Annotated in this window: 17 protein-coding genes and 1 pseudogene; 10 read left to right on the forward strand and 8 right to left on the reverse strand. The window is 75.3% G+C overall.

Translation table 11 applies throughout. The annotated features are described in order from the left end of the window. Positions 1-137 precede the first annotated feature (137 nt). Together IH25_RS0102945 and IH25_RS0102950 are read left to right on the forward strand one after the other, a co-directional pair. The gene (locus IH25_RS0102945) at positions 138-596 is read left to right on the forward strand and encodes a cyclic nucleotide-binding domain-containing protein (RefSeq protein WP_030602311.1); all 459 of its coding nucleotides are present in this window, start codon (positions 138-140) and stop codon (positions 594-596) included. Between the two features lie 134 nt (positions 597-730). Further along, a complete protein-coding gene (locus tag IH25_RS0102950; RefSeq protein WP_030602314.1) occupies positions 731-1183 on the forward strand; it encodes a universal stress protein in 453 nt (150 codons plus the stop codon). A 21-nt stretch (positions 1184-1204) separates the two neighbouring features. Here the strand turns inward: IH25_RS0102950 and IH25_RS0102955 are convergent, their stop codons facing one another. After that, complete coding sequence (locus tag IH25_RS0102955) at positions 1205-1873, reverse strand: helix-turn-helix domain-containing protein (protein WP_030602317.1); 669 nt, start codon at positions 1871-1873, stop codon at positions 1205-1207. Between the two features lie 507 nt (positions 1874-2380). Between IH25_RS0102955 and IH25_RS0102960 the strand changes: the two genes are divergently transcribed. Continuing rightward, entirely contained in the window at positions 2381-2791 is a 411-nt protein-coding gene (locus IH25_RS0102960; RefSeq protein WP_387877377.1) for a pyridoxamine 5'-phosphate oxidase family protein, read from the forward strand. Positions 2792-2826: 35 nt separating this feature from the next. On the opposite strand, the gene IH25_RS0102965 is transcribed toward IH25_RS0102960, so the two are convergent. The 3 genes from IH25_RS0102965 to IH25_RS0102975 all read right to left on the reverse strand — a co-directional run bounded on the left by IH25_RS0102965 (position 2827) and on the right by IH25_RS0102975 (position 4909). Then, positions 2827-3525, reverse strand: a complete 699-nt coding sequence (locus IH25_RS0102965) for a response regulator (RefSeq protein WP_030602322.1) — start codon at positions 3523-3525, stop codon at positions 2827-2829. Between the two features lie 98 nt (positions 3526-3623). After that, positions 3624-4472, reverse strand: coding sequence for an NAD(P)H-binding protein (locus IH25_RS0102970; protein WP_030602325.1), 849 nt, complete (start codon positions 4470-4472; stop codon positions 3624-3626). Next, positions 4469-4909: a nuclear transport factor 2 family protein gene (locus IH25_RS0102975; RefSeq protein ID WP_030602328.1), complete on the reverse strand. Its 441-nt coding sequence runs from the start codon at positions 4907-4909 to the stop codon at positions 4469-4471. The genes IH25_RS0102970 and IH25_RS0102975 overlap by 4 nt, the downstream gene beginning before the upstream one ends. 89 nt (positions 4910-4998) lie before the next feature. On the opposite strand from IH25_RS0102975, the gene IH25_RS0102980 reads away from it, so the two are divergent. Continuing rightward, a complete protein-coding gene (locus tag IH25_RS0102980; protein ID WP_030602331.1) occupies positions 4999-5583 on the forward strand; it encodes a TetR/AcrR family transcriptional regulator in 585 nt (194 codons plus the stop codon). Positions 5584-5650: 67 nt separating this feature from the next. Here IH25_RS0102980 and IH25_RS37285 read toward each other — a convergent pair. Continuing rightward, positions 5651-6129 (reverse strand): annotated as a pseudogene (locus IH25_RS37285) (Lrp/AsnC family transcriptional regulator). 59 nt (positions 6130-6188) lie between these two features. Between IH25_RS37285 and IH25_RS0102990 the strand changes: the two are divergent. Next, the gene (locus IH25_RS0102990; RefSeq protein WP_245172675.1) at positions 6189-6839 is read left to right on the forward strand and encodes a class I SAM-dependent methyltransferase; all 651 of its coding nucleotides are present in this window, start codon (positions 6189-6191) and stop codon (positions 6837-6839) included. Here the strand turns inward: IH25_RS0102990 and IH25_RS0102995 are convergent. Then, on the reverse strand, positions 6823-9897 hold the full coding sequence (locus tag IH25_RS0102995) for an amidohydrolase family protein (RefSeq protein ID WP_030602338.1): 3075 nt from the start codon (positions 9895-9897) through the stop codon (positions 6823-6825). The two genes, IH25_RS0102990 and IH25_RS0102995, sit on opposite strands and share 17 nt — an antisense overlap. A gap of 252 nt (positions 9898-10149) precedes the next feature. Beyond that, a complete protein-coding gene (locus tag IH25_RS0103000) occupies positions 10150-11046 on the reverse strand; it encodes an MBL fold metallo-hydrolase (RefSeq protein ID WP_030602342.1) in 897 nt (298 codons plus the stop codon). 104 nt (positions 11047-11150) lie between these two features. On the opposite strand from IH25_RS0103000, the gene IH25_RS0103005 reads away from it, so the two are divergent. The 5 genes from IH25_RS0103005 to mgtA all read left to right on the forward strand — a co-directional run bounded on the left by IH25_RS0103005 (position 11151) and on the right by mgtA (position 17344). Beyond that, the gene (locus tag IH25_RS0103005; RefSeq protein WP_030602345.1) at positions 11151-11579 is read left to right on the forward strand and encodes a MarR family winged helix-turn-helix transcriptional regulator; all 429 of its coding nucleotides are present in this window, start codon (positions 11151-11153) and stop codon (positions 11577-11579) included. Between the two features lie 193 nt (positions 11580-11772). Continuing rightward, positions 11773-13137: an alkaline phosphatase gene (locus IH25_RS0103010; protein WP_030602348.1), complete on the forward strand. Its 1365-nt coding sequence runs from the start codon at positions 11773-11775 to the stop codon at positions 13135-13137. A gap of 254 nt (positions 13138-13391) precedes the next feature. After that, complete coding sequence (locus tag IH25_RS0103015; protein ID WP_030602350.1) at positions 13392-14018, forward strand: hypothetical protein; 627 nt, start codon at positions 13392-13394, stop codon at positions 14016-14018. A gap of 328 nt (positions 14019-14346) precedes the next feature. Beyond that, complete coding sequence (locus IH25_RS0103020; RefSeq protein ID WP_030602352.1) at positions 14347-14709, forward strand: ArsR/SmtB family transcription factor; 363 nt, start codon at positions 14347-14349, stop codon at positions 14707-14709. Beyond that, the gene (gene mgtA, locus IH25_RS0103025; RefSeq protein WP_030602355.1) at positions 14702-17344 is read left to right on the forward strand and encodes a magnesium-translocating P-type ATPase; all 2643 of its coding nucleotides are present in this window, start codon (positions 14702-14704) and stop codon (positions 17342-17344) included. Before IH25_RS0103020 ends, mgtA begins: the two co-directional genes overlap by 8 nt. A 12-nt stretch (positions 17345-17356) precedes the next feature. Here mgtA and IH25_RS0103030 read toward each other — a convergent pair whose 3' ends face one another. Beyond that, a complete protein-coding gene (locus IH25_RS0103030; protein WP_051753697.1) occupies positions 17357-20842 on the reverse strand; it encodes a LuxR C-terminal-related transcriptional regulator in 3486 nt (1161 codons plus the stop codon). Positions 20843-20957 lie beyond the last annotated feature (115 nt).

A 20957-nucleotide genomic window follows, 5' to 3' on the forward strand; every position in this document is an offset into this window, starting at 1 on the left:
GCGGTACTCCGCGCCGTCGCCGGCAGGAGGTGTGCGCGGGAGGGCCGAAGGGCCCTGGGAGCGGGCCGGGCGGCCCGTGGTGGTGGGGCCCGGAGCGGCCCAGGCTGGGGGCAGACCACACGAAGGGAGCCGGTGTGATGACCTCCGCCACCACCATGAACGCGGCCCTCCCCGCCGAACACCGGGAACGGCTGATGGGGATAGCCGGTGCGGTGTCCTTCGATGCCGGGACCCGGCTGTTCGAGGAGGGCCGGCGCGCCGACCGGCTGTGGATCGTCCGCACCGGCACGGTCGCCCTCGATCTGCGCGTGCCCGGCCGGCGTCCCGCCGTCGTCGCCTCGCTGGGACACGGCGAGCTGGTCGGCTGGTCCTGGTACCACCCGCCGTACCTCTGGCACCTGGGCGCCGAGGCGGTCAGCCCGGTGCGCGCGTGGGAGTTCGACGGCGGGACGGTCCGGGCCCTGTGCGCCGAGGACCCGGAGTTCGGCCGCGCGATCGCGGTCTGGGTGGGCCGGGTGCTCGTCGAACGGCTGCTCGCCTCCCGCGTCCGGCTGCTCGACCTGTACGCCCCCTACGGCAGCGGAAGCCTCGTCTGACCACGCGGCACCGTGCGAAGGGTGCTCACTCCCCGTGCGCAGCGCCGCGCGGTGGAGGTGACTTCCCGGCTGGCACAGTTCCGTCGTCCCGGGCAGCGTGGAGAGTACCGACAACGACTGCTGGTGAGGTGGCCATGCAACCCCCTGAACCGAAGGCCCGCGTGGTCGCGGGCGTGGACGGCTCCCCGTCGTCGTACGCGGCGCTGCGCTGGGCGGCGCGGTACGCGGAGATGGTCGGCGGTTTCGTGGAGGCCGTGTGCGCCTGGGACACGCCGTCGGCCATCGGCTGGACCGGGCCCGCGATCGACCCCGAGTTCGACCTGGAGCAGGCGCAGGAGCGGTTCGCGGAGGCGATGCGCGCGGTCTTCCCGGACCAGCGGCCCGCCGGTATGCGCGAGATCCTGGTGGAGGGCGACCCCTCCGACGTGCTGATCGCGGCCTCGGAGGGGGCGGAGATCCTGGTCGTGGGCCGCCGGGGGCGGGGCGGCTTCGCCCGCGCGATCCTCGGTTCCGTGAGCCTGCGCTGCGCCCAGCACGCGGCCTGCCCGGTCGTCGTCGTCCGGGAGGACCAGGACCGGCCGCGCTGATCCGGGCCCGGTGGCCGCCGGCTACCAGGTGTCGATGCGGCGGCCGGTCAGCGCGCTCATCCCGATGCGCACCCACACGTCGCGTTCCCCGCCGGCCCAGGGCGCGCTGTAGACCCGCTCGGCGAGACGGCGTACGGCATCGGGGTCGGTCACCTGTTCGGCGGTGCCGTGCACCACGACGCTCCAGCCCTGGCTGAGCGCGTCGTCCAGGCGGTCGACCTCGAAGGCCACCTCCCGGTCGAGCCCCTGGAGGGAGACCGTCCCGGTCTGCGTCCTGAAGACGATGGCGTCGTCGATGACGCTGTAGTTGACCGGGACGACGACCGGGGCGCCATCGGTGGACACCGCGATCCGGCCCACCCCGTGCGTCGACAGCAGCCGTCGGCAGTCCTCCTCGCCCAGCTCGCTGAAGCGGGGTGTCCGGGCGGCCTGCCCGAGGCCGGACGGCAGGTCGACGTGTCCGCCGCCGAGCTCCGTGGCGCTGGTCCGCAGGGCCCCGGCCAGCCGGAGCAGTGTGCCGGCTTCCGGTGCGGCGGTGCTGTGCTTCTCCAGGTGTTCGATGTAGGCCGGGGCCATGGCCGCCCGGAACGCCAGTTCCTCCACGGTGAGGCCCAGTTCCCTGCGGCGCTGTTCGATACGGCGCCCGAGGTCGCCCTGCGGCAGCCGTCCCGGTGGTCTGTGCTCGGCCATGGTTCCTCATTCCTCGGGCTGCGGACCGTCACCCGTACGTCCACCATGACCGATGCCACCGGGCCGGGCCTGGTCAAACGGCCCCGGCCCGGCGGGCTACGGCCGTTCGGCCCCCGCCCTGCTCCACTCGGGCGACCCTGACGACGGCCGCCGTCCGGCACCGCGCCCGGCCGGCACACGGCCCGGGCGCTGCTCCCACGGGGGGCACGTGCCTTACCAGCCGACCGGGTGCCGCGGGCGGCGTCCAGGCGGGCCCGCGACTCCTCCAGCGGCTCGTCCGGTCCCGGCTGCGGCAGCCGTACGGCGTGTGTGCCGCTCCGGTGCGCTCGGAGCCTTCCACCGGCGTTCCTCCCCCTCCTCCCCGCACCCTCGTCCGGGATCGCCGTAGCGGCCGGGGCCGGCGTCCTTCCGAGGTCGGGGGGTACACCGCCGGGCAGCGGTTTCCGGACGCGCGGGCAGGGCCTATCGGCCCTACCTCCCGCGGTCGCCGGGGTCCACGATGGCCTGGTGCCTCACGACGTCGACTTCCACACGCTCGGCAGACATGCCTGCCTGCGCCTGCTCGGCCGGGTGCCGGTCGGCCGGATCGTGTACACCAGGCAGGCGCTGCCGGCCGTGCTGCCGGTCAACTTCCGTCTGGACGCGGACTCCTCCGTCGTCCTGCGGACGTCGGCGGGGTCGGACCTGGTGCGCGCGGTGGAGGGTGCCGTGGTCGCCTTCGAGGCCGACGAGTTCGACGCGGCGGCCCGCAGCGGCTGGAGTGTGGTCGTCACCGGCCGGGCCGCCCTGGTGACGGACCCGGGCGAGCGGGCGCGCCTCGCGCGGTGCGGCCCGGACTCCTGGATGCCGCTGCGGGACGGGGTGTTCGTGCGCATCGCGCCGGACTTGGTCACCGGCCGCCGGCTGTCGGGGATGTGACGGGCCGGGCACCGCGCGGGGCCGGGGTCGTCCGCTCAGAACCGGTGGCCGTCCGCGCGCGGGCGGTTCCGGACCTGGGTGGCGATGACGGCCGCCTGGACACGGCGTTCGACCCCGAGCTTGGCGAGCAGGCGCGAGATGTGGTTCTTCACCGTCTTCTCGGCCAGGAACAGCCGCCGGCCGATCTGCCGGTTGGTGAGCCCCTCCCCGATGAGGGCCAGGATCTCCCGCTCCCGCTCGGTCAGTCCGGGCAGGGCGTCCGGCTCGGCCTCGTCCTCCCGCCCGTCCCGCAGTCTGCTCAGGAGCCGGGTGGTGGCGCTGGGGTCCAGCAGCGACTGCCCGCCGGCCACCGTGCGCACGGCGGAGACCAGTTCCGAACCCCGGATCTGCTTGAGGACGTACCCGGACGCGCCCGCCATGATCGAGTCCAACAGCGCCTCCTCGTCATCGAACGAGGTCAGCATCAGGCAGGCCAGCTCCGGCAGGTGCGAGCGCAGTTCCCGGCAGACGGTCACCCCGTCGCCGTCCGGCAGCCGGACATCGAGGACGGCCACGTCGGGGCGCAGTGCGGGGACGCGCGCCAGGGCCTGTGCGACGGTGGACGCCTCGCCGGCCACCGTGATGTCCGGTTCGTCGTCCAGCAGGTCGCGCACCCCGCGCCGGACCACCTCGTGGTCGTCGAGCAGGAAGACCCGGATCGGGTTGCCGGGTCCGGTCTGCGCGCGCTCCGCCATGGTAACTCCCTGTCACATACTCGGTTCTCCCCGCCGATCCTGGTCCCTTCCGGGACCGGGGAACAGGGCCGTTGGGCCCTTTCGCGCGCGGACCCCGCTCATCCTCCCCGGGTCAGCTCGCGTTCCGCGACCTCCCGGAAGCTGTGCGGCGGGCGGCCGGTGAGGCGCTGCACGGTGTCGGTGGTGCGGTCCTCGGCGCCCTCGGCGATGGCGCGGTCCATGCCGGCCAGCATCTCGGCGAATTCCAGGGGGAGTTGTCCGGCCAGCCGGTCCCGCATCCGCTCGTACGTCAGCGGCTGGTGGGTCACGGGCCGGCCGGTGACCTCGGTGACGATGGCGGCGATGTCGTCGTAGCCGAGCGCCTGCGGACCGGTGAGGACGAGGTCGGTGCCGGGCGCGCGATCGTCGGTCAGGGCATGGACGGCGACGGCGGCGATGTCGTCGGCGTCGACGAACCCGACCCGGCCGCTCCCGGCGGCGGTGAGGATCACGCCGTGCTCACGAATGCTCCGGGCGTGCATGTGGGTGCCGGTGAAGTTCTGCATGAACCAGGAGGGGCGCAGTACGGCCCACTGGTCGAACAGCTCGGGCAGGGCCCGGTGTACGGCCCCCACGCCCGGCCCGTCCGCGGGGATGGCCGAGGAGCCGAGCAGCACGGCGCGGCGCACTCCTGCGGCCCGGGCCTGCCGGAGGAAGGTCAGCATGACCGCGGCCGGGTCCGGGTCACCCAGGGGCGGGACGAGGTAGACGCGGTCGGTTCCGTCGAGGGCTCCGCCGAAGGTGCCGGGGTCGTACCAGTCGAATCGGACCGGCTGCGCGCCCGGGACCGGGGTGGCCCGGCGGCTCGCGGCCCGCACGCGGTGTCCGGCAGCGGTCAGCTGCGCGGCGGTCCGGCCGCCGGTGGTGCCGGTGGCGCCGATGACCAGGATGGTGCCGGAGGTCGTCATCGGGCGTCACTCCGGTGGAAGTCGAGACCGGGCGCCTGGAGGGCAAGGGGGTTCCAGTAGTCCCGGTAGGAGGTGAACCGGCCGTCCCGGACGGAGACGACAGCGATGTAGGTCATGTCGTACGGATCGCCGCTCCCCACGATCCGCCCCACCGCGCGCATCTCGACCACGATGGTGTCCGGCTCGGTGGTCTGGTGGATCCGCACATCGGGGAAGTCGTGCAGGTCGATGTGGTCGGGGTAGTGGCGCATGTAGGCCGCGATGGCCTCCCGGCCCGTCAGGCGGCCGGGCCGGCCCGGCGGGGCGAAGGGGAATTCCATCACGCCGTCCTCGGCCCACAGCCCGATCCAGCCGGGGATGTCCTTGTCCAGGAGGAGCCGCAGGCTGTGGCGGTACAGGTCGGCCGGGGAGGTGGCGGCACGGGTGGTCACGGGCATGGCTGTCTCCGTTCCAGTACGATACGGACCGACGGTCCGCTTCATCGAAGATACGGACCGCCGGTCCGGATTGCAACCAGGAGGGGCCCATGGCCGACCGCAGACCACGCAAGGACGCCGCCCGTAACCGCGCGGCCGTCCTCGCCGCCGCCGACCCGCTGTTCGCCCGGTGCGCCCACCCGGACGACGTCACCATGGCCGACATCGCGGCGGCGGCCGGCGTCGGCAAGGGGACGCTCTTCCGCGCCTTCGGCGATCGCACCGGGCTGATCCGGGCGCTGTACGAGGCACGGCTCGAACCGGTCCGCGCCCGCGTGGAGGAGGGCCCGCCGCCACTCGGACCCGGGAGCCCGCCGCGCCGGCGGGTACTCGCCCTGCTCGACGCCGTGTTGTGCTTCAAACTCGACAACCGTCACCTCGCGGTGGCCCTGGAACAGACCGGCGACGCCAGCCCGTACCGCACGGACCACTACGAGCGCTGGCACGCGCTGCTGAAGGAACTGCTGGAGCAGGTGCCGGGCGGGGCCGACGCCGATTTCACCGCCCACGCCCTGCTCGCCGCCACCCGGGCCGACCTCGTCGCCCACCTGGCCGACGGGGCCGGCCTGTCCCGCGAGGACATGCGGTCTCGGCTGGCGGAGTTCGCGGCCCGGACACTGGGCACCGAGGACTGACGCGGCCGCAGGGCCGGCGGATGACACCGGAGACCGCCGGGGCCCGACCTGTCGTCGGCCGCGTCCGTCACTCCCCCTCACCGTGTTCCGTGCCGTCCAGGGGGCTCAGTACGCGGCTGCTCGTCTGCTGGTAGATCACGGAGCTGCGGGAAGCTCACCACTTCCCGGCGGGCGCTGAAGCGGTCCATGAGGAAGGCGTGCAGCCGCTCGATGTCCGGCACCGCCACGTGCACCACGAAGTCGTCGTCGCCGGAGACGACGAACACCGAGACCGCCTCGGGCAGTTCGGCGAGGTACGCCTCGAAGCCGGAGATCACGTCCCGGCTCAGCGGGCGCAGCCGGGCGAAGACCAGGGCCTGGAGCGTACGGCCCAGCAGGCGTGGCTGACGGCCGCGTGGTAGCCGGTGATCACCCGCGGGCCCGCAGCGACCGGACCCGCTCCAGGCAGGTGGACGGGGCGATGCCGACCTTGCGGGCCAGCTCCCGGTTGGTGAGCCGTGCATCGCGCTGGAGATGGCCGAGGACCGCCGAATCAATGGAGTCCATGGCCACCCCTCCGCGCGCTGGCCGCTGCCCAGCGCGCCCATCCGCTGGAGTGGGGCGTCGTGCCCGGCCCGGCCGGGTCGACGGCCGTGGACCTGGGCTGCGGACCGGGGCACACCAGTCTCGCCCTGGCCGGTCTCGGCTTCGATCCGGTGTTCGCCGTCGACCTGAGCGAACCGCTGCTGGACGAACTGGCCGCGCACGCCACCGGCACCCCGGAGGTGCGCCCGGTGCGGGCGGATGTGCGCACCGCCCTGCCGGAGCTGATCCGCCCGGACTCGGTGGGGGCCGTGGTGTGCCTGGGCGACACCCTGACCCATCTGCCGACCCGGGGGGCCGTGGCCGCGCTGTGCGCCGATGTCGCCGCCGCGCTGGCGCCCGAGGGAACGGCCGTGTTCGCCTACCGCGATCTGACGGTCCCGCTCACCGGCACGGACCGCTTCCTCCCGGTCCGCTCCATCGAGGACCGGATCATGACCTGTTTCCTGGAGTACCCGGACGACTTCGACGCCTACACGGTGGTGGTGCACGACCTGGTCCACACCCGGGACCCCGCGAGCGGCGACTGGTCCTTGAACGCCCACAGCTACCGCGAGCTGCGGCTCTCCCACGCCTGGGTGCTGGAGCGGTTCCGCGGCGCCGGGCTGCGGGTGGTGCACGAGCGCGGCGGGCCGGGTGGCATGCGGACGGTGGTCCTCAAGCGGGCGTCGTGACGGCGGCCCGGACAGCGCCCAGGAGGTCGCTCTGGTAGTGGGCGACGCCGTCCCGGAGGACCAGCGGGGTGCGCGGGAGGCTGCCGAAGTCGGTGAAGGGATCGCCGTCGACGACGGTCAGGTCCGCGATCTTTCCCGGCTCGACGGTGCCCAGATCGTTCTCGACGCCGAACAGCCGCGCGGGGGCGGCGGTGGCGCACCGGAGTGCCTGGGCCGGGCCGAAGCCGTGGGCGTGCAGGGCGCGCAGGGCCAGGTGGAGCGAGAGGCCGGCCGGGACCAGCGGTGCGTCCGTGCCCACCGCGAGCAGGGCGCCCTCGGCGGCGAGGCGGCGGTAGGCGGCCATCTCGGTGGCGAGGGCCCGTCGTTGCCCGTCGGTGGGCGGGGTGCGGGCGCGTTCGCGGACGGCGGTGACGTCCCAGGGCGGCATGAGGGTGAGCACCCGGGGGTCTTCGGCCAGGGCCGGGTCGGCACCCAGCAGGGCCTGTGCGGTGAACGGGGTCGCGATCAGGGCGAAGCGGCCGTCGGCGTACTGCTGGACGAGGTCCTGGTGGATGTGGCCGGTGGGGGTGGTGGCGTGGCCGTGGGGCAGGCGCTGGGTGGCCTGCAGATGGGTGGTGAGGTCCTGTCCGGCCGCCCGGCCCGGTGCGCACAGGTGGCTGCCGCTGGGCACCCCGAGCCGGTGGGCGGCGTCGGCCGCCTGCGCCATGACCTGCCCGGAGGCGCGGACGTAGGTCTTGACGAAGTCGACTCGCAGGGCGGTGGCCCGCTCCAGGGTGCGCCGCACACCGGCGGCGGTGCGGTGGGCGCGGCCCATGGCGTACGCGGTGCGGGCACCGTCGAGGAGTTCGGCGCAGGCCAGCAGGCGCGGGCCGGTGCTGTGCCCGGAGGCGAGGGACTCGCGCAGCCGGACCGCCTCGTACAGGGACGCGCCCATGCAGGCCATGGTGGTGATGCCGTAGGCGAGTGCGGTGAGGCCGTGCCGGGCGCCGTAGGTGGCGCTGTAGGGGTGGGTGTGGCTGTCGAACAGCCCGGGCAGGACGGTGTGCCGTGAGGCGTCGACGGTGCGGTGCCCGGGGCGGCGCGGGCGGTGGGGTTCGACGGCGGTGATCCGGCGGCCGTCGGTGAGGATGTCGACGTCCCGGCGCGGGGCGGTGCCGGTGCCGTCCCACAACTGCCCGGCGTGGACGCGCAGTCGCTCCCGGCCGCGCACCGGGCGGTGGGTGAGCGGCACGGGCAGCGTACGGGGCCCGGACCGGACCGGGTCGAGGAGCCGCAGCCGGCCCGAGGACAGGTAGAGCAGGGTGTTCGTCTCGCGTGCCCAGGTGGGGTGGTCGGCCGGTTCCCCGGTGAGCCGGCGGGCGGGGCCGGTCGGGGTGCCGTCAGGGGTGACGGGCAGCAGCCAGAGCGCCGACTCGGCGACCAGCGCCATCGAGCGGCCGTCGGGCGACCACACGGGGCCGGCGGCGGCGCGGTCGGACAGGGACTGGTGCGCGGCGGGCAGATGGCGCTTCTCGGTGCCGGTGCGGGTGTCGAGGACCCGGATGAGGTGGTAGCCCTCGCGGAAGCGGTGGTTGAGCCGGTTGCGGTCGCAGAAGGCCACGTACCGGCCGTCCGGTGACCAGGTCGGGGCGCCGGGCGGGCCGTCGGTGGCCAGCGGCCGGGCGAGCACCCGCTCCGCGCCGGTGGCCAGGTCGCGCAGCAGCAGGTTGCCCCGGGTGTCCTGGCAGGCGAGGCGGGTGCCGTCCGGGGACACCGCCGGGTACAGCCGGCCCGGTCCGGTGACCGGCTCGTCGTGCCCGCTGTCCGGGTGGAGCCGGCGTACGGCGGTCAGCCCGTCCCGGTCGGTGCAGTACAGCAGGCTCCGTCCGTCCGGCGCCCAGGCGGGCATCTGCACATGGTGGACGGCGGCGGCCTGGAGCACCTTGCGGGGCGTCCCGCCGATGGGCAGCACCCACAGGGCGTTCAGCGCGACGAAGGCCACGCTGCCGCCGTCGGGCGCGAGGGCGGGCAGATGGATGCCGCGCACCGGTCCCGCGGCCTGCGGGGAGAACGGCCTGGGGCGCCGCCGGGGGCGCGGCACCGGCATGCGCGCGGTGAACGGGACGTCCCGCACTGAACCGGGTGCGCCGAGGGTGCGGAGGCGGAGCCGGCCGTCGGCGACGTAGAGGAGCCGGTCGTCGCCGAGCCAGCACGGTGGTGCCGCCGCCAGGTCCTCGCCCTCGGTCACCACCCGTCCGTCGACCAGGAGCGTGGCCCGCGCGGCCGGCAGGGACGGGGAGGCCGTGGTGCCGGACAGGTGCAGGCAGGCGATCCGGCCCGAGGGGGACACGGACGGGCACAGCAGCCGGCCCTCCCCCACCCTGCGGAGCACCTGCCCGGGGCCGCCCCCGGCGGGTACCCGGACCAGTGCCAGGCCGCCGTCGTTGCCGCCGTCGGGGGTGTGGGCGGCGCGGACGCAGACCACCGAGTGCCCGTCCGGCCACCAGACCGGGTCGATGTCCTCGTAGGCGCCGCCGGTCAGCCGCACGGCCCCGCCGCCGTCCGGGTGCGTCGTCCACAGTCCGAACGACGCACCGGTCACCGCGTCGCCGCCGCGTTCGGAGGCGAAGACCAGGCGGCTGCCGTCCGGCGACCAGGCCGGGTCCCGGTCGTCCCAGGGCCCGTCGGTGACCTGGCGCAGCCCGCTGCCGTCGGTGCGCAGCGTCCACAGATGGAAGCCGCCGCCCCGGTAGCCGCCCACCGCCAGGCGTCCGCCGTCGGGGGACAGCACCGGACGGGTCGCCTCCAGATCCCAGTCGGTGATCCGCACCGCGTCCCCGCCCTGCGGCGGCACCCGCCACAGGACGCCTTGCACCTCGGCGATCAGCACGGACCCGTCACGGGAGGAGGTCACCGATCCACCGGTCAGCTCGCGGTACAGCAGCGTTTGCCGCTCGGCGGCGGTGGACACCGCCGGGGCGGGGCGGGTCGCCGGGGCGGGTGCCGCGACCGCCGTCAGCCCGGCGGCCGACGCCCGCAGCAGGTCCCGGCGGCCCACCCGGCCGTGATCCGTCGTCATCGCTCTCCTCACCGGGTCGCCTGGCGACGGGCACCAGCCCGGCGCCACGGTGGGCGGGCGGCACGGCCGGGTCCATGGTGGCGGGCGCCCGGTGCCGAATGCGGGACGGCGCGCGGGACTTCGATGCCGGTCGACGGAGCCCGGGGGTGTCACCGTAGGAGTGGTACGAGCCGCACCCCCGCGCGTGCGCCCGCGCCCCGGGCATGCGCCCCGGCCCTGCCCGCGCGCCCCAGCCCCGCCCGTACCGGCGCCTCAGGCGTCCAGCGGCTGCCACGCGGGGCCGTCGCCGCCCCGCCGGACCCGGCCGAACACCACGTCGGCGAAGTGGACGCCGAAGCCGATCGTGCCGGGCTCCGCCAGCTCCGCGACGAGACGCCGGCGGTGGTCGGCGGCCCCGACGGGGTCGTGGTCGTAGACACAGGACCATTCGGGGTGGTCCACCTGGATCGGTGAGTGCAGGGAGTCGCCGAAGGCTATGAGCCGCCTGCCACCGCCGGTGATGACGTACTCCGTGTGTCCGGCCGTGTGGCCGGCGGTGATCCGGCCCCGCACGCCGGGGAAGATCTCCTGTCCGTCGGCCACCGTGCGCACACGCGGTGCCGGCGCCGCGACGGTCTCCTCGGAGAGGCCGCCGGCCGCCTCCGGCAGGTCACGCGCGGCCCATTCCGGTGCCGGTACGAGGTGGTCGGCGTGGGCGAACGCGAGCCGGCCGGCGCCCGGGGCGGGGTGGACGGCCCAGCCGATGTGGTCCGGGTGCAGGTGGGTGAAGGCCACGGCCTCGATGTCCTCGGGCCGACGGCCCAGCTCGGCCAGGCTGTCCAGCAGCGCGCCGCCGTACAGCGTGCCGTTCGGGGTGCCCGGGTCGGCCGGCAGGGACCGGGGGCCGAACCCCGCGTCGATCAGCAGCGCCCGTTCGCCGTGCTCCACCAGCAGGCCGCCGATGCTCGCCACGAGATACCCGGAGGCGTCCAGGTACTCCGGATGCGCCGCCCAGGTGTCGTCGGTGGTGTCCGGCAGCCAGGCGCGCGGCCTGCCCTGCACGGCTCCGTCCGGGACGAAGGACACCTTCGTGTCGCCCAGCCGTACCGAGCGGATTCCCGCGGGCCGGCGCAGCCGGTCGTCCTGGGCGAGTGCGGAATTGGCCACCATGTGCTCGTCCCCCTCTTCCTCGTTCCACCACCACCATAAGCATCAAGCTAGAAACATTCAAGCTCTAAATATCCGAGCTTGATGGACTTGCTAGGATGGGCCCCATGACGACGCCCCCGGAGCCGCAGACCAGCGCCGAACGAGAGCTGTGCGGTCTGGTGAACGGGCTGGCGCAGCAGATCGCCGAGCACGTGCGGGAGAGGGCCGCCGCGCTGGGCCTCACCGCCGCCCAGGCGACCGCACTGCGGGAGATGACCGGCCCGATGACCATGCGCGAGCTCGCCGAGCGCATGAGCTGCGAGCCCTCCAACGCCACGTTCGTCGTCGACAAGCTGGAGAAGCAGGGCCTGGTCGAGCGGTGCCCGCACCCCACCGACCGCCGCGCCAAACAGCTGCTGCTCACCGCCGAGGGCACGGCGTTGCGCGAGCGGCTCCTCGGGCTCCTCGCCCAGGAGTCACCGCTGGCCGGCCTCAGCCCGCAGCAGCAACGCACCCTCCAGGGCCTGCTGGAGCAGGCCATCACCCGGCCCTAAGCCGCAGCACTCCCCCGACGCGGGCTGCGCCACCGGCGGCCCTCCGGAGGCCGCGCACCGGGAATCGTCCGTGGGCCACGTGTTCGAAACCCACGCCCCACCAGGGGTTTCCGAGCGATTCATCAACGGGTGATGGGCTGACGCCCGTTGACGCCCGTCCATCCCGGACGGGATGCCCCAAGGAGTCGCTTTCATGCACAGACCGTCCCGCCGTCACCTCACCCTCGCCACCGCGCTGCTGGCGTCCACCACCGCCGCCATCGCCTTCACCACCGGCGCCGGCGCGACCGACACCAAGCAGCAGGCCGAGGACGCCATCAAGGGCGGCAAGGCGAAGAACGTCATCCTGCTGATCGGTGACGGCATGGGGGACTCGGAGATCACGCTCGCCCGCGACTACACCGTCGGCGCCAACGGCCGTCTGAACATGGACAGGTTCCCGCTGACCGGCGAGTACACCACGTACGCCGTGCACAAGGACGGCACGCCGGACTACGTCACCGACTCCGCCGCGAGCGGCAGCGGCTGGGCGACCGGCGTGAAGACGGTCAACGGCCGCATCTCCAAGACGCCGGGCTCCGACAAGGCCGTCCGCACGATCCTGGAGCTGGCGCAGAAGAACGGTTACGCCACCGGCAGCGTCACCACGGCGGAGCTGACCGACGCCACCCCGGCCGTGCTCGCCTCCCATGTCACCGACCGCTCCTGCCAGGGCCCGGCCGACATGGCCAAGTGCCCCGCCGACACGATTCCGGCGGGCGGCCCGGGCTCGATCGCGGAGCAGTCCGTCAACCACAAGGTGGACGTCCTCTTCGGCGGCGGCAAGCAGCGCTTCGAGCAGAAGGTCACCGACGGCAGGTACAAGGGTCTGACCGTCACCGAGCAGGCGAGGAAGCTCGGCTATCAGGTCGTCACCGACAACGCCTCGATGAAGTCCGCGAAGCCGGGCAAGCCCGTTCTCGGGCTGTTCGCCTCGGGGAACGTGCCGGTCGAGTGGACCGGCAAGCCGGCCGCCGTCGGCGGCACCGACCCCCAGCGCTGCGTCACCTCCAACCCGAACCGGCCGTCCAGCACGCCGAGCCTGGCGGACTCCGCCACCAAGGCGATCCAGCTGCTGGAGGCCAAGCAGCGGCAGAACCACTCCAAGAAGGGCTTCTTCCTGCAGATCGAGGGCGCCTCCATCGACAAGCAGGACCACGCCGCCGACCCCTGCGGCCAGATCGGCGAGACGGCCGCCTTCGACCGCGCGGTGAAGGTCGCCCGCGCCTACGCGGCCAAGCACCCGGACACCCTGGTCGTCACCACCGCCGACCACGGCCACACCAGCCAGATCGTCCCGCTGGAGGCCACCCCGCCCGGCCTGTCCGCCACCCTGGTGACCAACGAGGGCCAGCAGCTGAAGGTCAACTACTCGACCAACACCCCGGGCCAGTCCCAGGAGCACACCGGCACCGAGGTGCGCATCGCCGCACAGGGCCCGCTGGCCTACCGTGTGCTCGGCGTCACCAACCAGACCGACCTGTTCACCACCCTCCGCGAGGCCCTGCGCCTGAGCTGAGTGTCCTGACGGGAAGTCGAGTACCCCGAAAGGGGGAAGGGGAGGCCGAGCCACGGTCTCCCCTTCCCCCTTTCCCTTCTTCACGCCCCCTCGACCGGCCGCACGCCCCGTTCTGTCGGTTGCGCAAGTTTGCGACTATGAGCGACGCCACCCCTCGCCACGCTGTGAGGGGTGGCGGTCCTGCCGTCGGCGAACTTTCCGGATCTGGGGGATGTATGACGGACAGTGCCCCGCTCGGGCTTGAACTCCGCGGTGTGTTCGAGCGCGTACTCGACCAGGCCATAAGCCTCGGGCAGGTCGTGGAGGCGATGGAGCGGTGCGGAAGCCTCGCCGACCGCGCGGAGCTGCGCACGAGGGCACTCGGGGCGATACACGCCATCGCCGCGTTCGCCGACCTCGAGTACCGCGAGTACCTGGCGGCCGTGACCGCGCGTTCCGGTCAGCGGAACGGCCGACGGACGCTCCGCTCCCCCGCGCCGCCGTCCCGCGACCCTGGGCCGCGGGCCCGTGCCGCCGGGCCGGCGTCCTCGCCGTGCGCGCTGTGCGTCTCGGTGTCGGTGGGGCTGGTGCTGCTGCTCTCCGGGTACGGGATGTGGTCCTGCGGTGTCCTGCCCCGCGCCGGGAACGGTGTGCTCACGGCCGGCCTGCTGCTGGGCGCGCCGGCCGCCGCCGCGGCGATCGGTCACCTGGTCCGGCGGTCCGGGCCGGTGGCAGGCGACCGCTCGGGCGGTTCCGGTGCGGCGGCGGGTTCCGCGGACACCGTGGCCCGGGCCCGGCAGGCCTGGGAACTGGCCCTGCTGGAGCGCGGGGTGGTGCCCTTCCTCCTCGGCCGTCTCGAAGAGGCACACCTGGAACGGCTCCGGGACCACGCGGGACGGTGACGGGCCGGGGCGCGCGAGACCTTCGTACAGCCGCCGGGCGGGAGACCCCTGGTGCGGGACGCCGGGCGGGGAGAACCTCCGGTACGGGGCTCAGTGCCCGGGAGAGCTTCCGGTACGGCCCCCGTACGCTCCGGCGCCGCGCGATGAGCGGAGGCCGGCGCCGCTCGGTCCACCGGAGGCCGGTGAGTACGCGAGGAGCGGGAGCCTGGCGGCGCGCACGATGACCGGGGACCCGGCGGCGGCGATGGCCGGTGACGGGGCGCTTACGATGGGCGGGCCCCGGGGCGGCGGTCGCCCGCGGGGCGGAAGCGGAGAGGACAGGGGAACTGTGACGGACCGCGCCGGTGGCCTGGAGGATCCGCCCGCCGAGGTGCTCGCGGCCGCGGCCGCCGCGTTCGGGCTGCTCGCCTCGACCGCCCGGCTGCATCTGATGTGGGCCCTGTCCCAGGGCGAGAGCGATGTGACCCACCTCGCCGACCGGGTGGGCGGTGCCCTGCCCGCCGTCAGCCAGCACCTGACCAAGCTGAAGCTGGCCGGACTCGTCGGCTCGCGCCGGGAAGGCCGGCGGCAGGTCTATTACATCGACGATCCCGACGTGGTCACACTCGTACGGGTGATGGTCACGCATCTGACCGGGCCCTCCCGGTCCGGCTCCGGCCTCACCCACCGGCTGCGCGGAACCGGTGCCTGAGGCCGCCGCGGCCTCCGGGCGGGACGCGGCGGATCCGGCCCCCGGCGCCACCGCGCGGACGGACTTGGGCCGAGGAGCCGACGGGTCCGGTTCCGGGGAGCGTCCGGGGCGCGGCGTGCTGGAGGTGCTGCGCGCGCTGGAGACCGGTCCGCGCGGCCTGACGGAGGCGGAGGCCGGACGGCGGCTGGCCCGGTTCGGTGACAACGTGCTCCCGGCCCGGCGGGAGGTGTCCTGGGCGCGGCTGTGCGTGCGCAGCCTGCGGGATCCGTTCACCGCGGTGCTGGCGTGCCTGGGACTGGTGTCGGCGGCCGTTTCCGCCTGGGGCACGGCCTCGGTGATCCTCCTCCTGGTCGCGGTGAGCTGCGTCCTGCGGGCGACCGGGGAGCACCGGGCGGACCGGTCCACGGCCCGGCTGCGTGAGCTGGTCGCCACCACCGCCACCGTGCTGCGCCGCCCGCGCGAGGACGCGGAGCCGGTGAGCCGGGAGGTTCCGCTGGACGAGCTGGTGCCCGGGGACGTGGTGCGTCTGGGGCCGGGCGACCTGGTGCCGGCGGACGTACGCCTGCTGCGGGCCAGTGGGCTGACGGTGCACCAGTCGGCGCTGACCGGCGAGTCGGCCGCCGTCGCCAAAGATGCCGGCGATCTTTCGGACGGGACCGGGAACGGGGTGTTCGGAAAGCCCCGGTACTGCTTCCTGGGCAGCAGTGTCGCCACCGGCAGCGCCACCGCGGTCGTCACCGCGACCGGGGCGCGCACCCGGTTCGCCGCTGCCCAGGGCGGCCCGGCCGGCCGGCGGGAGGCCAGTGCCTTCGACCGGTCCGTGCACGGGATCTCGTGGATTGTGATCCGGTTCATGCTGCTCACCCCGCCGCTGGTGCTCATGGCCAACGCGGCGCTGCGCGGGCGGGGCCTGGAGACGCTGCCGTTCGCCGTCGCGGTGGCGGTGGGGCTGACGCCCGAGATGCTGCCGGTCCTGGTCACCGTCTGTCTGGCCCGCGGTGCGTCGCTGCTGGCTCGCACCCGGGGCGTGATCGTCAAACGGCTGCCCGCCCTGCACGACATCGGTGCGATGGACGTGCTGTGCCTGGACAAGACCGGCACCCTCACCCGGGACCGGCCGGTCGTCGACCGGTCGCTCGGCGCGGACGGCCGGGACGATCCCGAGGTGCTGCGCTGGGCCGCCGCCAATGCGTGGTGGACGCTCCAGCTCGCCGACCTGCCCCGGCCCGACGCCCTGGACGAGGCGCTCCTGGACGCGGACACGGACGGGGCGACGGCCTACGACGCCGTGGCCGCCGTTCCCTTCGACCCGGTCCGCCGCCTCGCCACCGCCGTGCTCCGCACCCCGGGCCGGCTCGGCACGCACACCCTCGTCGTCAAGGGGGACGTCCACTGCGTCCTGGATCGCTGTGCCCTGGACGAGGCGGAGCGCGAGCGGTGCCGGGCCCTCGCCGCCCGCGCGGCCGACGAGGGGCTGCGGGTCCTGGCCGTCGCCACCGCCGAACGCCCGGCCCGCGCCCGGGGGTACACCGCGGCCGACGAACACGGGCTCGTCTTCCGCGGCCTGGTCACCCTGCGGGACGCCCTCGCGCCCACCGCCGCCGACGCGCTGCGGGACCTGATGGACGGGGGTGTGACCGTCAAGGTCCTCACCGGCGACCACCCGGGCACCGCCCTGCGCGCCTGCCGCGACCTCGGTGTCCCCGTGCCGGCGGACGGTGTGCTCACCGCCGGCCGCGTCGACGCCCTCACCGACGCCGAACTGTCCGGCCTGGTCCGCCGTACGACCGTCTTCGCCCGCTGCACCCCGGAGCACAAGGCACGGATCATCCAGGCGCTGCGCGCGGGCGGGCACACGGTGGGCTTCCTCGGGGACGGCGTCAACGACCTGCCCGCCCTGCGCGCCGCCGATGTCGGCCTCGCGCCGCGTGACGCCGCCGACGTGGCCCGGGAGGGTGCCGATGTGGTGCTCGCCGGGAAAGACCTGACCGCGATCGCCCACGCCATCGCCGCCGGCCGGCACGCGGGCGGCAACATCGCCACGTATCTGCGCGTCACGCTGTCCTCCAACCTCGGCAACGTGGTGGCGATGCTCTTCGCCGGTCTGCTGCTGCCGTTCCTGCCGATGCTGCCCGCGCAGGTGCTGGCCCAGAACTTGTGCTTCGACGCGGCCCAGCTCGCCTTCGCCCACGACCGGCCGCATCCGTCGGTGCCGCGCCGGCCGGCCGTGCTGCGCCCGCGGGCCCTCCTGCGGTTCCTCACCGGCTTCGGGCTGCTCAACGCCGTCGCCGACCTCGCCACCTTCGGCGTGCTCGCGCTCGTCCCGAACGGTCCGGGGAGCGGGGACGACGAGACGCTCTTCCACTCCGGCTGGTTCACCGAGAACCTGCTCACCCAGGCGCTGGTCATGTTCCTGCTCCGGGGTGACCGGGGCGGCGGCCGGGGCCGTCGTCCCGGACCGGTGTCCTGGGCGGCGCTCGCCCTGGCCGTCATCGGGCTGGCCGTGCCCCCCTCACCGCTCGGCCCGGTACTCGGCCTGACCGCCCTGCCGCCCGTCTACTACCTCCCGCTCACCGCGGTGCTCGTGCCGTACGCGGTGGGTCTCGCGGTGCTGAGGCGGCACCGGGACACCTGACGCAGGGGGCGTTCACGGCCGGGCCACGGTCTGCCCGGCCCGCTCCACCAGACGGGCCAGCTCCATCCGGGAGCGGACGCCGAGGGCGGCGAAGACGTTGCGCAGGTGGTAGTCGACGGTGCGGGTGCTGACCGACAGGCTGAGGGCCACCTCCCGGTTGGTGAGTCCCTGAGCGACGCGCCGGGCGATGCGCAGTTGCTGCGGGGTCAGCCGCGCCAACCCGTCCGGCCGGACCGTGTCCCCGGGCACGCCCGCGGCCGGCCCGTCCGCGCCGGGCGCACCGGCGGCCCCGGTCATCCCGGCCACCCCGGCCATCCCGGTCACCCCGTTCGCCCGGAGTTCCGCCGCCGCCTGCTGGGCCCACGGGCCGGCGCCGCAGCGCTCGAAGCCGAGCAGCGCGGCCCGCAGATGGGTGCGTGCCTCGCTCAGCCGGCGGCGTCGGCGCAGCCACTTGCCGTAGAGCAGTGCGGTGCGGGCGCGTTCGAAGTCCCCGGTGCCCTCCCCGTGCCGCCGCAGCGCCTGCCGGTACAGCGCGTCGGCGGCCTCGGGCGGTGCCAGCAGGGCGCGGCAGCGCAGCAGTTGCGCGGGGGCCTGCGGGTCGGCGTCGCACGCCGCCCAGAGCGCGAAGTCCTCGACCGCGTCCCCGGCGCCCTCCGGCTGCCGGGCGAGCGCGCAGGCCTCCACGTAGCACGGGACGGCGAGCATCCAGACGGCGAAGTGGCCGCGCCCAGAGCCGGGCCGTACCAGGGGTGCGAGCCGTTCGGCGGCCTCGCGGGGCCGGCCGTGCCCCAGGTCGGCGCGGGCCAGCGCCCACTGGGCCAGCGCGGCGGCCTGGGCCAGGCCGTGCCGGCGGGCGGTGGTCATGGCCGCGGTGGCGTGCTCGGCGACGGTGTGCGCCTCACCGGCGATGGAGGCGGCCAGAGCGAGCACCGCGTGGTGGTGGGCGGCCGTGTTGCGCAGCCCGGCGCGGTAGGCGCTGCGCAACCCCTCCTCGGCGTGCGCCCGGGCCAGCGCGTGCCGTCCGGCGCGGAGTTCGCCGTAGGCCAGGTACTCCAGGGCGCGTGTCTCGTGCAGGGCGGATCCGTGGGTACGGGCCACCGCGAGCGCCCGGGCGCCGGACCGGCGGGCGGCGGCGGTGTCGCCGAGCAGCAGGGCCGCCGAGGCCGCCCGCAGCAGTTCCTCGGGGTCGTCCGCCGTCCACGCGCGGTCCACGACCCGCCGCAGGGGGGCCGCGGCCAGGTCGAAGCGCCCTTGCAGGACGGCGCGCATGCCCGCGCGGTGGTCCCGCAGGGCCGCTACGGCGCCGAGACCCCGCCCGGCCGCGAGCACACCGGCGGTCAGGGACGGGCTCCCGTGCGGTACGTGACCCATGGGGCCGGGGCCGGGGGCCTCCGGCATGCCCAGGTCCCACTCGTCCCGGGCTGGTCCGGCGGGCAGTGGCGGTACCTCAGCCGCCGGGCCAGGGGCCCGCGCCATGCCAGGGCCGCGCTCGTCCTCGGCTGGACCGGTGGGCATGGGCGGTACCTGACCCACCGGGCCGGCACCCTCCCCCACGCCGGCCCCCCGCTGACCTCCGGCTGAACCAGCGGGCACCGGCCGTACCCGACCCAGGGAGCCGGGAGCCTCCCCCGCTCCTGGCACCCGCTCGGCCACGGTCCGGTCGGCGGGCGGGGGCGGGGTTCCGGGGAGTGACCGGCCCGTGAGAGCGGCGCCGGAGGCCCTTCCCGCGCGGTGGGCCCCCGTCCACCAGCGGCCCTGCGTCAGGGCGCGCAGGCACGCGGCGACATCGCCCGCCGACCAGGCGGCGTCCGCGGCGGCCAGGGCCGCTTCGGCGGACCGCTCGGGGTCGTACGGAGCGGACAGGGCCGCGGCGAGCAGCAGGGTCTCGCGGGCGTCGTCGACCGGGCCGTCCCAGCGCAGCGCGGTACCGCGCAACAGTTCGGCACGCGCGCGTACCGGTGCGGGCGCCGGCCGGCAGCGGGCCGCGTCGAGCAGTCGCAGCGCCCGGGCCGACTGACCGGCCAGCAGGGCTTGTTCGGCGGCGGCCGTGTACCACCGGACCCGTTCGGCGCCGTCCGGGGCGAGTTCGGCGGCGCGGGTGTAGGCCGTACTGCGCTGCGCGGGCGTGGCCGCCGACGCCGGGTCCGCCGCGACGGACGCGAGGGCGGCGGCGAGCGCCGGGGCGGGGGCCGTGACGGCCCACGAGCGGTGCAGCAGCGCCGGAAGGCCGCAGGCGTCGGGCAGCGTGCGGGCCAGCGCCTCGTGGGCCGCACGGCGTCGTTCGCCCGACGCGCCGGCGTACACCGCCCGGCACAGCACCGTGCTGCGGAAACCGACCCGTCCCTCGGCGGTGAACAGCGTCTCCGGCAGCGCGATGCCGTCCGGCGGGAGCCGGTCGTCGGTGGTGGCGCCTGATAGGGAGCCGCGGCCGGGCGTGCGGCCGTCGTGGGGGTGCGCAAGGGGGCCATGGCCGGGCAAGGGGTCACCATGGGCGCGCGTCTCCGGCAGGGAATCGAGACCGCCACGCAGCACGGCTTCGTCCCCGGCATCCGGCTCCGGCAAGAAACCAAGATCACGGCCCGGCAGGGGGCCGTGCTCGGCGCGTGGACGCGCGAGTGGGTCCACGACCGGATGCGCGAACGGATCGGGGCCCGGCCCGGCGGCGGCCAGCCGGGCCGCCGCGCGTCGTACGACATCGGTCTCGGCGGTCGCCTCTCCCGAGACCTGCACGGCCGCCGCGGTCACGAGCAGCAGGTCCCGCTGGGCCGGCGGCAGTCCGGTCAGGTGGCGGCCCGCCGGCGCGGCGAGGGTCTCGGCCTCGACCAGGGGACACGGCAGCGGAGCGATACCGCCGAGCTGGGCCGGGGTCAGGCGGTGCACCACGCCGAGCAGCAGGCCGGGGTTGCCGTCGGCGGCGGCCGTGATCTCCTCGCGGACCCGGGGGTCGAGCGCGGCCGGCGCGGCCTCGTCCAGCAGGGCGGCGGCGGCCGGCGCGGACAGCGGCGCGAGGCGGAGCAGCGGCAGGCCGGTGAACTCCGGGTCCACGGGCCGGACTCCGGCCACGGTGAGCACCAGGGCGACCCCGCCACCGGGGGAGAGCCGGGCGGCCAGCCGGCCGAGGGCGGCCCGGGAGGCGGTGTCCCACCGGTCGGCGTCGTCGACGCAGAGCAGGACCGTCCCGGGCGCCGCGGTCGCCCGCAGCGCGCCGACCAGGTCTCGCACCGGGCCGGCGGCGTCGGCGTCCGGCACCCCGGCCGCCCGGCACAGCGCCCGCAGCCCGGCCAGCGGCTGCCGGAACCCCTCGGGACGGGCGGGTACGACCACGGCGGGCCCGGCGTCGAACGCGCGGGCGACCCGGGCGAGGACCGTCGAGCGACCGCTGCCGGGCTCACCGGTCAGGACGCACGCGCCGCCCTCCCGCAGCCGCTCCCCCAGCGTCGCGACCGGATCCGGCCGGTGCCGCGCCGCACCGGGCCCCAGAGTCGTCTGTCCGCTCATTCCCGAAACCTTACTGACGCGTAAGGACGCGCGGAAGGCTTGCGTCCGGGCCCCTGCGGTCCGTTGCGGCGGCATCGGGTCCGGGGTGCGGGAATTCGGGGGCGGCACGGCGCGA

Origin of the sequence: Streptomyces achromogenes subsp. achromogenes, from assembly GCF_000720835.1 — a bacterium.
Classification (GTDB): domain Bacteria; phylum Actinomycetota; class Actinomycetes; order Streptomycetales; family Streptomycetaceae; genus Streptomyces; species Streptomyces achromogenes.

Bases quoted from the DNA above. Each gene is read 5' to 3' on its own strand.
- IH25_RS0102945 (WP_030602311.1), top strand. From the start codon at position 138: ATGACCTCCGCCACCACCATGAACGCGGCCCTCCCCGCCGAACACCGG.
- IH25_RS0102950 (WP_030602314.1), top strand. From the start codon at position 731: ATGCAACCCCCTGAACCGAAGGCCCGCGTGGTCGCGGGCGTGGACGGC.
- IH25_RS0102955 (WP_030602317.1), bottom strand. From the start codon at position 1,873: ATGGCCGAGCACAGACCACCGGGACGGCTGCCGCAGGGCGACCTCGGG.
- IH25_RS0102965 (WP_030602322.1), bottom strand. From the start codon at position 3,525: ATGGCGGAGCGCGCGCAGACCGGACCCGGCAACCCGATCCGGGTCTTC.
- IH25_RS0102970 (WP_030602325.1), bottom strand. From the start codon at position 4,472: ATGACGACCTCCGGCACCATCCTGGTCATCGGCGCCACCGGCACCACC.
- IH25_RS0102975 (WP_030602328.1), bottom strand. From the start codon at position 4,909: ATGCCCGTGACCACCCGTGCCGCCACCTCCCCGGCCGACCTGTACCGC.
- IH25_RS0102980 (WP_030602331.1), top strand. From the start codon at position 4,999: ATGGCCGACCGCAGACCACGCAAGGACGCCGCCCGTAACCGCGCGGCC.
- IH25_RS0102995 (WP_030602338.1), bottom strand. From the start codon at position 9,897: ATGACGACGGATCACGGCCGGGTGGGCCGCCGGGACCTGCTGCGGGCG.
- IH25_RS0103000 (WP_030602342.1), bottom strand. From the start codon at position 11,046: ATGGTGGCCAATTCCGCACTCGCCCAGGACGACCGGCTGCGCCGGCCC.
- IH25_RS0103005 (WP_030602345.1), top strand. From the start codon at position 11,151: ATGACGACGCCCCCGGAGCCGCAGACCAGCGCCGAACGAGAGCTGTGC.
- IH25_RS0103010 (WP_030602348.1), top strand. From the start codon at position 11,773: ATGCACAGACCGTCCCGCCGTCACCTCACCCTCGCCACCGCGCTGCTG.
- IH25_RS0103030 (WP_051753697.1), bottom strand. From the start codon at position 20,842: ATGAGCGGACAGACGACTCTGGGGCCCGGTGCGGCGCGGCACCGGCCG.